We start from the raw sequence: 13733 nt of genomic DNA, 5'->3' as shown, positions 1-13733 counted from the left end.
AGGTGTTGCTACGAATTTCAGGAAAACCAGCGGCTGGCACCGCGGGCGGCATAGGTGCCGTCGCCGGCCTTATTGACCACCGAGTCGCCATCGAAGGCAAGCTTTCCGGAGAGGTAGGTGCGGGCGACCCTTACGGTGAAGGTGCGTCCGTCGAACGGGCTCCAGTTGAGGTCGTCATGCGCCCTGGCACTATCCCAGGGATAGGTTTCGCGCGTCAGGACAACGATATCGGCATCGGCTCCGACGGCAAGCACGCCCTTCTGCGGATAAAGGCCGAAGAAGCGCGCCGGACGCTCGCAAAGCTGCGAAACGGTGAGTTGCGGCGCATCGAGCCCCCGGTTTTCTGCGCCGGTATAAAAGGCCGGCAGCAGCGTTTCGAGGCCAGGCACGCCGGCGCCCGCCTCGAAGATGGACGGCGTGAACTTGTTGTCGATCGGCCAGCTGGAATGATCGGAGCTGACGAAGGCAACCCGGCCCGACAGCACTTCCTGCCAGAGCGGTTCGATCTCGCCGGGGCGGATCGGCGGGTTCACCTTCATACGGGCGCCGAGCGCATTGTCGGTTGCCGGATCAAACCACAGGTAATGCACGCAAAGCTCGCCCGTCGCGCGAAAGCCATCGGCATGGTAATGCTTAACCAGCTGGAAACCGCGCGACGACGTCAGGTGCACGATATGGGCATGTGCGCCGGCTGCGGCGCCGAGTTCCAGAAACTGCGCGGTGGCGGCCAGTTCTGCCGCCGGTGGCCGGCTTTCGGAATGGGCCTCGATGCCATCGCGGCCAGCAGCCTTTGCCCGTGCGATGCGCGCGCGCACGATTTCCTGGTCCTCGTTGTGGACACCGAGAGGGATATCGGTCGGCGCTAAGGCCTCGAACAGGTCGAGCATCTGGTCGGCGCTGATGCGGGGAAAGCGCGTCGGGCTGCTTTCGAAGGTGGAGATCTTGAAGGCGACGACGCCGCCCTCGATCAGGTCCTGCACCTCGCTCATGTCCTGGCCGGGGATCACGGTCGCATAGAGCGCCACATGGGCGTGGGCATGTTCGTTGATGGCGGCGATCTTGTCCGTCAGCCGTTCGCGTGAGTTGAGCGGCGCCGGGTTGTCATAGGGCATGTCGACAATGGTGGTGACGCCGCCGGCAATCGCCGAGCGGGTGGTCGAGCCGATGCCTTTGAGGCCGCCATAGCTGCCGGCATGGGTCTGCCCGTCGACGACGCCGGGCATGACCAGGTCTTCGCCGGCATCGAATGTCTGAGCTGCGTCCGGCGCCTCGCCGGTGCCGATCGCCTCGATCCGGCCAGCCCGGATGGCAAGCCAGCCGTTTTCACAAAGGCCCTCGGGCAGAACCAGCGTGCCGCGGATGAGAAGATCGTAGCTCATGCAAGCGTCCTCGTATAATTCAGATCAACCGTGGTGCAGGCAAGCGCTGCACCCGCCTGGACCGGATCGACGACCGGAAGCCCGAGCAGGGCCTCGATCTCGGGCCGATAGCCGCCGAGACCGGCACAGCCCAGAATGATCACATCTGCGCCATCCTCGTCGCGAAGCGCGCGACCGACCCGCGCAATCTTCTCCGCAGCATCCGTCGCCATCAGTTGCACGACCGTCATGTCGATGGAACGGTCACCCGCCAGCCGCCGATCAAGGTCCAGATGTTTGAGATAGCGCAGGTGGCGCTCGATGGACGATGGCCCGAGAGACACGATGCCGAAGCGGCGGCCGAGACCGAGCGCTGACAGATAGGCAGCCTCTGCAATGCCGATCACCGGCCGCGTCGTTGCCTTGCGCACCGTATCGATACCGGGATCGGAAAAGCAGGCCACAACAAAGGCATCCGCATCTGAACCACGGATCTTCTCGATGAGATGCGGGATGACCTCCTGCACGTGATCGTCCGTCTCGATGCCCGGCGGCGACTTTGAAAGTTCGGTGCACATCACGTCATGGCGGGAGGCGGCGCGCACCGGCGCCAGGCAATCCTCCATGGAGCGTGTCACGGAAACCGAACTGTTGGGATTGATGACGAGAATCTGAGACAATGAAATACCCGTGGAATGACAGGGATTGCGGTCAGCAGCGACCGCCATTAATATACTACGTAATATCTCACCGATTCCGGCCTGTCAAAGCACGAAGCGCATCACCGGTATAGCGGCAAACGCCGCGACCGCCTATATCGGCAACAGCCTCGCGAACGGAAATGAAGAATGACGGAGACTGCAGTGGACATGGATCAGGCCGGGGCACCCCAGACGGCGCGGCGCGGCAAATCGCTGACCGAAATGGCCTATGCGAGCCTGCGCGAGCGGATCATCACCGGCGACATGCCGCCGGGGATGGAAGTGTCGGAGCCGGAACTGGCCGAGCAGCTATCCGTCAGCAAGACGCCGGTCCGCGAAGCCCTGGCGCGGCTTTGCGTCGAAGGCTTCATGGAAGCCTATCCGCGCCGCGGTTACCGCGTCACGCCGGTGACGGTGAAGGACATGAACGACCTGTTTGCCATCCGTGAAATGCTGGAGGGATCTGCTGCAGCGCTTGCGGCGGAACACCTGACGGCGGAAGAACTGGACGAACTGGACCGGCTGGCCGATGCCCATTACGAACTGGGAGAAAATGCCAGCGTGCGCAGTTTCGTGGAGGCCAATCAGGCGTTTCACGCCGCCATTGCGCGCGGCTCGCGCAATCCGCGCCTGCATGCTCTGGTCATCAGCCATCTGGAGGAATGCGCCCGGCTTTTCTACATGGGCGCGCGCATGCGCGACGTGAACCCGGAAACCAACCGCGATCACCACGAGATTATCGAGATGCTGCGCAAACGCGACGCAGAGGCCGCCCGCGCCGCCATCGTGCGCCACAACGAAAACACCCGCGTCGGCATCCTGACCGTGCTGATCTCCAACGGTCGCGCCGGCCTGACGCTTTAGTGACCTTTGTCAAACGAAACGGAAAATCCTGACAATGACCGACCCGATCCGCGAGCGCGTGCTTTTGACCCCGCAGCAGCTGCAGGCGATGCGGCTTGCGGGCCGGGACATCACCATTCTCGCCGTCCACTCGGTCAACCCTTACACGGGCCAGGATTATTTTACCGGCAAGCGCATCGAAGGTGCGATCGACACGCAGGCCTACCGTGATTTCCAGTCCCCCGCCTCGCCGACCGAGGGCCAGCGGCCGCTGCCGCGCATCGAGGATGTCGAGGCGAAGGCACGGGCGTGGGGGCTGCGCCACGACAGCACGATCGTGGTTTATGACGCCGACCGCAGCATGACGGCGGCGCGCGCCTGGTGGGTGCTGCGTTGGGCAGGGCTTGCCGATGTGCGCGTTCTGGATGGCGGTTTTCCCGCCTGGCTTGCCGCCGGCCTGCCGGTGAGTGACGCGGCCACCCAGCCGACCCCCTCCACCATCACGCTGAAAGGGGGGCACATGCCCCAGTTCGGGCCGGACGAGGCGCTGGAGCTTGCCCGCCACGGCGTGCTGCTCGATGCCCGTATCCGGCCAAACTATATCGGTGGTCTTGCCGCCCCCGGCCAGCCGCCGCGCGGGCATATTCCGGGCGCCCGGTCTGCCCCTGCCCCCGACAACGTGACCGATTACGGCAATTTCACCGAGAGCGACACGTTGCGCGCCATGTACGGTGTCTTGGGAGCCGACGGCACAAAGCCGGTCGGCGTCTATTGCGGCGCCGGCATGTCGGCGGCCCATTCGGTTCTGGCGCTCGCCGCCATTGGCATTGAGGCGGCGATGTATCCCGGCTCGTGGTCGCATTGGGTGACCGACCCCAAGCGCCCGTTCGTGACGGGCGCAATGCCTGAATAAGTGGCGGATTGGTGCTGAAACTGCTTAATTAAAGTAATTTCTTTCCGCGGCAGAGTATAAAATAGGCAAAATGTGCTTCCTGTACAGGAAACGGGCATCTCGGCTTTACAGGTGATGAAGCCATGATATATTTCGTGGAATATCACAGAGGAATGACAGAAACTTCCTCAGCCACCGGCCTTGCGGCAGATCCTCAAGGTTCACACAACAGGAAAGGATGCACCACGAATGACCGTCTGGAAGCAGTTTGCCACTCTCGGATTGATGGTGCCGCTCCTTGCGGGCGCGATCGACGCGAAGGCGCAGGATCAGTCGAAGACGCTGGTCGTGGCCGTGCCGTCCGATCCGGTGGCGCTTGAGCCCGGCACCAACAAGGCCGAGCCGATCGGCAGCGAAATCATCCTCAACGTGTTCGACACGCTGGTCGCCTGGACTGCGCCTGATTTCACCAAGGTGGAAGGCCGGCTTGCCGAAACCTGGACCGTGTCGGCCGATGGCAAGGAATTCGATTTCAAGCTGCGCAGCGGCGTCAAGTTCCATGACGGCACCGATTTCGATGCGGCCGCCGTCAAGTTCTCGCTGGAGCGCACTAAGAAGACCAATTCCTATGTGCAGGCCACCTTCGGCCTGATCTCCGACATTGCCGTTGTCTCGCCGACGGAAGTCAAGATCAGCCTCGCGCAGCCCTACCCGGCCTTCCTTTCCATTCTCGCCCAGCCGCAGGCCGCCATCGTCAGCCCGGCCGCCGTCCAGAAATTCGGCGACGGCTTTGCCAAGAACCCGGTCGGCACCGGTCCCTTCGTGTTCAAGAGCGCGCAGGCCGATACCAACGTCATCCTTGACGCGAACCCCACCTATTTCCGCGGTGCGCCAAAGCTGTCGCGCATCGTCTACCGCGTCATCCCGGATGCCTCGACGCGCCGGCTGGAGCTTGAAAACGGCGGCGTCGACATCGTGCAGCAGCAGGGCCAGCTGTCGGCCATTGCCGCCGAAGACATCGCTTCGCTGAAGAAGAACAAGGACGTGCAGGTTCTGGAAGCCTCCAGCCAGATCATCCGCCAGCTGGAATTCAACAATTCCAAGAAGGACGGACCGTTTGCCGATGTGCGCGTGCGCAAGGCCATCGCCAGCGCCATCGATTACGACGGTCTGCTGGCCGGTGTCTTCGGCGGCACCGCCGAGCGCGTCTATGGTCCGCTGACCACCAACAGCTGGGCCTTCGATCCGAAGGTGAAGGAGCTTGCGCCGAAATATGATCCGGAGCTCGCCAAGAAGCTGCTGAAGGAAGCCGGTGTCGATCCGACCACCCTTTCGATCAAGCTCTACAGCTTCCAGGGTCCGCTCTGGGGTGCGGTTGCCACCTTCGTGCAGGCAAATCTTGCCGATATCGGCATCAATGCGACGATCGAGCAGACCGAGTTCCCGGCCCTGCGCGCGCTGCAGACCGCCGGTCAGTTCGACGTGGCGCTCGATGGCCGCCAGCCCTGGTACAACGATCCGGATGCGCATATCACCATCGGCTACCTGTCGTCGCTCGCCAATACGGCCATGACCTTCCGCATGCCGGAAGACAAGGATCTCGATGCGCTGATCCTGAAGGCCCAGCAGACGGCTGACTTGGATGCCCGCAAGCAGCTCTATTTCACCGTGCAGGAAGAGATCATGAAGCGGGTGCCGGGCGCCTATCTGTTCAGCCCCAAGCTCATCGTCTACGCCCGCGCCAACGTGAAGGGCCTCGTCATCAACAGCGCCCCGCCGCTCAACGAATACTGGAGCGTGTCCAAGGGGTAAGACCACCAGACGCCAATGGAATGCGCCGCCACCCGGCGGCGCATTCGCAACAGGAGTGGCTGCGAGCCCATGCTGAACTTTCTTCTGCGCCGGTTGATCGGCCTGATCCCGGTGCTGTCCATCGTGCTGGTCATCGCCTTTTCGCTGGTGCGCCTGATCCCCGGCGATCCGGCCGTGACGCTGCTCGGCCCCGGTGCAACCTCGGAGCAGATCGCAGCACTTCGCGCGCAACTGCATCTCGACCGGCCGGTCGTTCTGCAATTTACCGATTATCTGGCAGGCCTCGCCCATGGCGATCTCGGCCTGTCGCTGAAAAGCGGCGAGCCGGTGCTTCGCGAAATTTTGGCGCGCCTGCCCGCCACGATCGAACTGTCCGTGCTTGCGGTTCTCGTGGCCATCGTCATCGGCATACCGCTTGGCGTTCTCTCAGCCGTCAAGGCCAATACGCTCTTCGATCACATCCTGCGCGTCGTTTCGCTGATGGGCGTTTCCATGCCGGCCTTCCTGCTGGCGCTGGTGCTGCAGCTGGTCTTTGCCACCCATCTCGGCTGGTTGCCGGTCTCGGGCAGGCTGGACGCCTATGTCAGCGTCGAACCGGTCACCGGCTTCATCATTCTCGATAGCCTGATTGCCGGAAACCCGGCCGCGGCGCTCAGCGGGATTGCCCATCTCGTGCTGCCGGTGACGGTTCTGGCGCTGTTTCTTGCCGCAACGCTTGCCCGTTTCGTGCGCAACACCATGCTCGAGGTGATGGGCGAGGATTTCATCCGCACCGCTACCGCCAAAGGGCTATATCGCCATCAGGTGGTGCTGAAGCATGGGCTCCTGAACTCGCTGATGCCGGCGCTCACCGTGATCGGGCTGAAATTCGCCGAAATGCTGGGTGGCGCGATCCTCACCGAAACCGTCTTCTCCTGGCCGGGCATCGGGCGCTACATGTTCGAGGCGATCAAGAACCGCGATTATCCGGTAATCCAGGGCACGACGCTCGTCTTTGCGCTGCTCTTCGTCACCACCTCGATCGTGGTCGATCTGCTCTATGGCGTGCTCGACCCCCGCATTCGCCGCAGGATGGACTGACCATGACAGAGACCCTGCTCTTCTTCCGGCACAACCGGCTGGCACTCGTCGGCGCGCTTATCCTTGCAGCACTGCTGCTGCTCGCTTTCGTCGGACCGTTCGTCAGCCCCTATACGCCGACCAAGCTTGACATCCTGCACAAGCTGGAAGGGCCAAGTGCCGCCCACTGGCTCGGCACCGATGCCTTCGGCCGCGATATCCTCACCCGCATCATGTATGGCGGGCGCGCAACGCTTGCCATCGGGCTTGGCGTCGTCGGACTTGCCTTTCTCATCGGTGTGTTTTTCGGCACGCTTGCCGGTTACATCGGCGGGTGGACGGATACGGTGATCATGCGCGTGGTCGATGCGATCCTCTCCTTTCCGGCGCTGGTTCTTGCCATTGCGCTCGCCGCTGCCTTCGGCCCTAGTCTGCAGAATGCGATGCTCGCCGTTGCCATCACGCTTGCCCCGCAATTTGCCCGCGTCGCGCGCGGCCAGGCACTTGCCATCTCGGTGAAACCCTATGTCGAGGCTGCCGTTTCGCTGGGGCTTTCGTCACGGCGCATTCTTTTTGGCTATATCTTCGCCAATGGCATCGGGCCGCTTCTCGTCCAGTCGACGCTGGCGCTCGGCAGCGCCATCCTGCAGACGGCAAGCCTTGGTTTTCTCGGCCTTGGCGCGCAGCCGCCTCTGTCTGAATGGGGGGCCGATGTGGCTCTCAACCTGCAATATGCCAGAAGCGCCATCTTCGTGGTGCTGGCACCGGGCGGCGCCATCCTGCTTGCCGTCCTCTCCTTCAACCTGATCGGCGACAGCCTTGCCGACTGGTTCAATCCCCGCCGCCGCACGCAGATCAACTGAGGCCTCCATGGCAGCCGAAACCCTGACCATCGCGCTTGAAAAGGTGGATTTCCTGCCGCCGACGCGCGTGACGGATGATACAAGCGTGCTGACGCTGAAAAACCTCGTGTTCGAACCGCTGCTGAAATGGTGCGACGGTGACGTGCTGCCGGCGCTGTTTTCCGGCTGGACCCATGACGAGACCGGCTGCCACTGGCAGTTTTCGATCCGCGATGGCGCCCGCTTCCACGACGGCAAGGCCTGTACCGCGGCGGATATCCTTGCCTTCATCGACGGCATCCTAGAGGCGGTCGACACGTTCGGGATGAAATGGTCCTATGCGCGCTATCTTGCCGATGCGACCCTGTCAGCCCCGGACGACGCCACGGTCAGCGTCCGCAATCCGCAACCGATTGCCGATATCCTCGACATCTTTTCCGAATTCTACATCTGCCGCATTGCGCCGGACGGAACGCCGACGCTTGGCACGGGCCCCTTCCGGGTAACGGATTTCGAGCCTTTACGCCGGGTGGCGCTGGAAAGGCTTGATGCCGCCTCCACGCCGCAGAAGATCGTGGCACTGGCCGAGCCCTCCGCGGACAAGCGGTTTTCCCTTCTCCAACAGGGACTGGCGGACGCCGTCCTCAATCTGGAGCGCATGGAGGAAAAGCCGGATTTCGATCCCGCCTTCGACTGGGGCCAGGCGCCGAACACGCTGTCGGTGATGTATTACCTCAACTGCTCGACGGGGCTCTTCCGTCACCCGCAGGCCCGGCTCGCCGTCAACCATGCCGTCGATCAGGATGCGATCGTGCGCGACATCTTTCACGGACTTGCGATCCCCTCGTCCTCCATCGTCAGCCCCTTTCATCTCGGCATGGCGTCTGCCGCGCTCGAACCGATCCCCTATGATCCGCCAAAGGCCCGCGCGCTTCTGGAAGAGATCGGCGCCATCGGCGCGCGCATCCGCTTGAGAAGCCCCACCTTCATGCCGGAGAAGGCCCCCGAGATCAGCGCTTACGTCGCCCGCTGTCTCGAAGCGGTCGGCCTTGTGGTGGATGTCGAGATCGAGAGGGACCGGCCGGAATACGCCCGCCAGATCGGGCGCAAGGAGATGGGCGACATGGCGATCTTCGATTCCTCGCCGCAGAGCACCTACCGCATCCTGAACGACAAGATTTCAAGCGTGACGAAGGCTGTCTGGTGGCAGGGATTTGACGATCCCCGCACCGAAGAGCTGATCGCTGAAGCCAACGCGGCCGTCCTGCCCGAAGTGCGCGAGAAGGCCTATGGCCAGTGCCTCTCGCATTTGAGGGACAATCCGCCCTGGCTCTACATCACCCACCCCATCGACGTGTTTGCCGCCCGCAAGGGCCTCGGCGGCCTGTCGATCGATCATAAGGGCACGCTTGTCGTCGCCTGACCGAAAGGAAAATCCATGACCAGCGAATTGACCAGAGATTATTCGATCACCTTTTTCTATTACGACGACATCCACGCGGTCGTCCCCTTTTATGAAGAGGTGCTGGGCTTTGAACTGGTGCTCGACCAGACCATGGCGCGCATCTACCGCATCGCGCCCAACAGCTATTTCGGCATTGTCGATGGCAATCGCGGCCATCTTAAGCACCAGCCGAAAAGTGCGGTGCTGCTCACCATCGTCAGCGAAGACGTTCAGGCCTGGCATGACAAGCTGTCTGCTGCACAAGTGCCCGGCCTTTCGGACATGCTGCGCGGCACGTTCTGCGAGCACTTCTTCTTCGAGGATCCCGCCGGTTATGCTATCGAGATCCAGCGGTTTCACAATCCCGATGTCGCAAAGCTGTTCCGCTGAGGTCTGCCATGGATGATGCCCTTGACCGGCTGCGCTCCGACGCCATCGCCACGGCAGCCGGCACCGTCGTTTACGTGCTGCCGGAGGAAGGGCCTCACGGCCGGCCCGTCTCGCTGATCGAGGGCTTCATCCCGCTTCTCGTCAATTTCACCGATGAGGACAAGGCCGCCAAGGGCTTGCGTGTCTTTGCCGACGGGGCGCCGCCCCCTGCCCCGCAGCATTTCTCGGCTGTTGAAATGGTGCGCGACCATGCCCTCTTGCTGCTGACCGGCGAAAGCGGCGCCGGCAAGACGAGCTTTGCCCGCCACCTAGCCTGGCAGATCGCGGCCGGAGAGAACACTGCGCACATCATCGTGCGCAACGATGCGGGCGACATGGCCGCGGAGGTTTTCGACAGCCGGAACCTCGTGCCGCTGGTGATCGAGGCCAAAGCCGGCTTTCCCCTGACGGCGCTGATCGATGACCGCCTGCCGGGTCTCTGCGACCTGTTGACCAGTGACGCTTGGCGCAACGGCCATGCCTCGCTGCTGCTGATCGTCGACCGTATCGACGCTCTTCATGCGGCGGGACCGCAGATGATCGAGGAGGTGCGACGCTTTCAGGCGGCAACCCCGCATCTGCGCGTTCTTCTCCTCGGGGATAGCCGGATCGTTCGCGACTGGGCCCTGCCCGCCGATTTGCCGCGCCATGAACTTTTGCCGCTGCTCCAGAGCCAGCGGCGGGCGGCGGCGCCGGAAATGCCTTTATCTGCGCTCTCGCCCATCACAGCCAATCCGGCCCTGTTCGGCGCCCGGCTTGAAATCCAGCCGCAGACGGAGCCCGAAACGGAAGAGGCTTTGGCCGATGCCTGGGCCTATGCTCTTTCCCGCCAACTCGGCGTCGCACCGCTGGCGGTGATGCGCGAGGCTTTGGCCGGCGTGACAGACCGTGCCTTCGAAAAGCATGACGGCATCGTCAAAAGACTGGCAACGGGCGGCCGACGGGTCTTAACGCTTCTTGCCGCTCACGAACTTTATCTCTACCCACCGGCAGAGGCCGTTGCGCTCTACCGGAGCAATCCGCTGGATGTCGAGCCACTGATGCAAGCCCTGGCGCGCCGGCTGCTTGCAAACGGACGCGAAGTTGCGCCGCTGCTTGAGCCGCTGATGGGCGGATCGGGCGACATGCCCTTCCAGGGTGCACTGCTCGCCACCGAGTTTCTGCCACAGGCGCCGGAGCTTCACCGGCATGCCTTGCCGCTTCTTCTCTCCATTGTCGAAGACGGCCGCCTCTCGGCCTATCGCCGAGAACGGGCAGCACGCGCCCTCTCCCGTCTCTCAGACCCGCGCGACCTGCAGGCGCTTGCCGATATCCCCGGCGGCGCCTTCACCTTCGGATCGGCAACCCATCCCAATTCCACCCCTGCCCATCCGGTCACGGTCGACGCCTTTCGTATCGGACGCTATCCCGTCGTCAATGCCGATTACGCCCGTTTTGTCGCAGAGACAGGGCGGCTGTGGCGAAGCCCCGAGGCACATGACCCCGAGCGTCGCAATGCGCCGGCAACCGACCTTACCTGGCATGATGCGAACGCCTACTGCGCCTGGCTGACACTGAAATGGCGCGCCGAAGGGCGAATTTCCGCAGAAGATGTCGTGCGCCTTCCGACAGAACCCGAATGGGAACGGGCAGCCCGCGGCGACCAGCCGGATGCGGGCGACGAGACCATCGTCTATCCCTGGGGCATAGAGTTTGAGCCCGATGCCTGCAATTCGGAAGAGGCCGGGTTCAACCGCACCGTGGCGGTCGGGCTGTTTCCGAAGGGCCGCTCTCCCTTCGGCGTCTACGACATGGCGGGCGAAGTCTGGGAATGGACGACGACGCTCTGGGGCGACGACATGACGACGCCTTCCTTCCAGTATCCGTACCGTGAGGACGGACGGGAAGACTTGAAGGCCGGCCCGAAAATCCGGCGGGTGTTGCGCGGCGGATGTTTTTCGAGCGGAAAGCTCAAAGCCTGCACCACCTATCGCGGCAGTCTGGAGCCGGACGGTTTCTGGCGCGGCAACGGCTTTCGCGTGGCAGTGTCGGCGCGGCGGGCCTGACGGATCGTCAAAGCATGATCGGCGGTGGCAGGCGCGGTTTGAAGGACCGCGTCTATTGCCGCTGTTTCGTTTTTCCGTAAGATCAGGCAAAAGCCACAGGGTGGAATATGTTGCTGTCTGCACGCCAGGTCGAGATCATGGCCCTTGCCAAGGAGCATGGGAGGGTGCTGGTCGACGAGCTTGCGGCGCGTTTTGCCGTAACACCGCAGACCATCCGCAAGGACCTCAACGATCTTTGCGAGACCCGGGCGCTGAACCGCATCCATGGCGGTGCTGTTTTTCCCGGCGGCAACGAGAACGTGAAATACGAAGCGCGCCGCTCCATGGCCGCTGCCGAAAAGCAGGCGATCGGACGGGCGGCGGCTGCCATGATCCCGAACAATTCGTCGTTGTTCATCAATATCGGCACGACCACCGAGGCTGTCGGCGATGCGCTGGTCGACCATGGCAGCCTGATGGTCATCACCAACAATATCAACGTTGCCAATAATTTACGGGTCTTTCCGGCAATCGAGGTGGTGATTGCCGGCGGTGTCGTGCGGGGCTCGGACGGTGGCATCGTCGGAGAAGCTGCCGTCGATTTCATCCGCCAGTTCAAGGTCGATTACGCGGTGATCGGCGTCTCGGCCATAGACGAGGATGGTGCCCTGCTGGACTTCGATTTCCGCGAGGTGAAGGTGGCGCAGGCGATCATCGCCAATGCCCGCCATGTCATCCTTGTTTCGGATGCCTCGAAATTCGAGCGCACCGCGCCCGTGCGCATCGGCCATATCTCGCAGGTTCACACCTTTATCTGCGATTATTGCCCGTCAGAAAGTGTCCGGGCGCTGTGTGCCGCGCAGGATGTCGTCCTCATCGAGACGACGCAGCCAACCGAGTCTGCGAGCAGCGCTTAACTTTCGCTTCGCATTCATCCGGTTTCGCTTGATGGATGACTTTGCGATGCGTCCCAAAGCAAAAGCGGAGCGCCCTGACAGGCAGGTCGCTCCGGTTTTCAGATGAGGCCCGGCGTTTGGTTGCCGGGCCGGTTTTCAGTCCCTGTCAGGGCGCAAGCGACGCCTTGATCTTGGAGACCTCCTCGGCCTCCATCTGGCCGAGCGTGGTGACTTCGCCGTCCTTGATCTTCCACAGGCGGAAGGGGCCGGTGATGTCGCCATACTTGTCGAAGGAGACCGGGCCAATGACGCCTTCATACTTGACCGGCTTGCCGTCCTTGATGAGCTTCAGCGCCTTTTCGAATTCCGCCTTGCCGGCATGGATCGGCGTGCCGCCTTCGGCCACCACCTCGGAAATCGCGGTCTTGATGGCGGCCTTGTCCGCCTTGCCGGCCTTGGCGATGGCGAGCGCCACGATGGCACCGGCATCGTAGGAGCGGTCGGCGGCCGGCGCGCCCGGCGAAATGCCGCCGGAGAACTTTTCGTAATTGGCGTTGAAATATTCGGTCGAGGCCGTCGGGCTGGTGCCGGACGAGGTGCCATAAGCGTCATTCAGATACTGTGCGCCAACGCTTTCGATGAAGTCCTTGGAGTTCATGCCGTCATTCAGCAGGAATTTTGCAGCGCCACCGCCGGAAAGCCAGGCGCGGGCGATCGTTGCCCCATCGACCGGCGTGCTGACGAGGTAGAGCGCGTCTGGATCGCCCTTCATCGCGGCACTTGCTTCCGACGAATAGCTGGCCTGCTTTTCGTTGTAGGGCGTGGTGGAGGTGATCGTGCCGCCGAGCTTGGCATAGGCAGCCGTGAACTCCTTCACCATGTTGACGCCGAAGTCGTTGTTCACATGAATGATGGCGATCTTCTTCAGGCCCTGGTCGAGCGCGTATTTCGCAGCCGCCGTGCCCTGCAGTGCGTCCGACGTGATGGTGCGGAAGAACACGCCATTCGTCTTGCCGTCACGACCCAGCGCCGTCAGCGTCGGCGAGGACGAGGCGGGCGACACCTGCACGACGCCGGCCGGTGCCGTCACCGAGGTGAGGATCGGGATAGACACCGACGAGATGATGCCGCCGATGATGACCGGCACCTTCTTGATGTTGACGAGCTGGGTGGCCTGATCGACGGCCACCGTGCCCTGGCTCTGGCTGTCGCGGGTGTCCATCACCAGCTTGCAGCCGCCGACGCCGCCCGCATCGTTGAAATCCTTGAAGGCCATTTCGACGGACTTGGCGCCCGCCTTGCCGTATTCACCGGCAGGGCCGGTCAGTTCCATGACGACGCCGACGGTGATGTCGCAATCGGCGGAGAAGGCCGGGAGGGCCGAGACGGCAAGCCCCGCCAGCATGGTGGATGAAAGAACCAGTTTTTTCATG

The 13733-nt window shown here is 62.8% G+C and carries 12 protein-coding genes; 9 read left to right on the top strand and 3 right to left on the bottom strand.

The features are described from left to right. Positions 1-17: 17 nt before the first annotated feature. Both J2858_RS19290 and J2858_RS19285 read right to left on the bottom strand, forming a co-directional pair. Entirely contained in the window at positions 18-1379 is a 1362-nt protein-coding gene (locus tag J2858_RS19290; protein ID WP_210106477.1) for a dihydroorotase, read from the bottom strand. Continuing rightward, positions 1376-2038 carry an aspartate/glutamate racemase family protein gene (locus J2858_RS19285; RefSeq protein WP_210106476.1) on the bottom strand — a complete coding sequence of 221 codons (663 nt, stop codon included), beginning with the start codon at positions 2036-2038 and terminating at the stop codon, positions 1376-1378. Before J2858_RS19285 ends, J2858_RS19290 begins: the two co-directional genes overlap by 4 nt. 168 nt (positions 2039-2206) lie before the next feature. Between J2858_RS19285 and J2858_RS19280 the strand changes: the two genes are divergently transcribed. The 9 genes from J2858_RS19280 (at position 2207) to J2858_RS19240 (ending at position 12321) form a co-directional block, all read left to right on the top strand. Beyond that, entirely contained in the window at positions 2207-2923 is a 717-nt protein-coding gene (locus tag J2858_RS19280) for a GntR family transcriptional regulator (RefSeq protein ID WP_210106475.1), read from the top strand. Positions 2924-2957: 34 nt separating this feature from the next. Next, positions 2958-3815 (top strand): sulfurtransferase, encoded by an 858-nt coding sequence (locus J2858_RS19275; protein WP_210106474.1) that lies wholly within the window; start codon positions 2958-2960, stop codon positions 3813-3815. 228 nt (positions 3816-4043) lie between these two features. Beyond that, positions 4044-5606, top strand: a complete 1563-nt coding sequence (locus J2858_RS19270) for an ABC transporter substrate-binding protein (protein WP_210106473.1) — start codon at positions 4044-4046, stop codon at positions 5604-5606. 69 nt (positions 5607-5675) lie between these two features. Then, positions 5676-6686, top strand: a complete 1011-nt coding sequence (locus J2858_RS19265; protein ID WP_210106472.1) for an ABC transporter permease — start codon at positions 5676-5678, stop codon at positions 6684-6686. Between the two features lie 2 nt (positions 6687-6688). Next, a complete protein-coding gene (locus J2858_RS19260) occupies positions 6689-7528 on the top strand; it encodes an ABC transporter permease (RefSeq protein ID WP_210106471.1) in 840 nt (279 codons plus the stop codon). Positions 7529-7535: 7 nt separating this feature from the next. Further along, a complete protein-coding gene (locus J2858_RS19255; RefSeq protein WP_210106470.1) occupies positions 7536-8930 on the top strand; it encodes an ABC transporter substrate-binding protein in 1395 nt (464 codons plus the stop codon). Between the two features lie 15 nt (positions 8931-8945). Beyond that, positions 8946-9341 (top strand): VOC family protein, encoded by a 396-nt coding sequence (locus tag J2858_RS19250; protein ID WP_245366724.1) that lies wholly within the window; start codon positions 8946-8948, stop codon positions 9339-9341. Positions 9342-9349: 8 nt separating this feature from the next. Beyond that, positions 9350-11425: an SUMF1/EgtB/PvdO family nonheme iron enzyme gene (locus tag J2858_RS19245; protein WP_210106469.1), complete on the top strand. Its 2076-nt coding sequence runs from the start codon at positions 9350-9352 to the stop codon at positions 11423-11425. A gap of 107 nt (positions 11426-11532) precedes the next feature. Continuing rightward, positions 11533-12321 (top strand): DeoR/GlpR family DNA-binding transcription regulator, encoded by a 789-nt coding sequence (locus J2858_RS19240; RefSeq protein WP_210106468.1) that lies wholly within the window; start codon positions 11533-11535, stop codon positions 12319-12321. A 145-nt stretch (positions 12322-12466) separates the two neighbouring features. Here J2858_RS19240 and J2858_RS19235 read toward each other — a convergent pair whose 3' ends face one another. Next, positions 12467-13732 carry an ABC transporter substrate-binding protein gene (locus J2858_RS19235; RefSeq protein WP_210106467.1) on the bottom strand — a complete coding sequence of 422 codons (1266 nt, stop codon included), beginning with the start codon at positions 13730-13732 and terminating at the stop codon, positions 12467-12469. Position 13733 lies beyond the last annotated feature (1 nt).

The sequence above is a fragment of the Neorhizobium galegae genome (assembly GCF_017877135.1).
GTDB lineage: Bacteria > Pseudomonadota > Alphaproteobacteria > Rhizobiales > Rhizobiaceae > Neorhizobium > Neorhizobium galegae_A.
The sequence above is the reverse complement of the archived record's forward strand: the minus strand, read 5'-3'. Positions and strand labels throughout refer to the sequence as shown.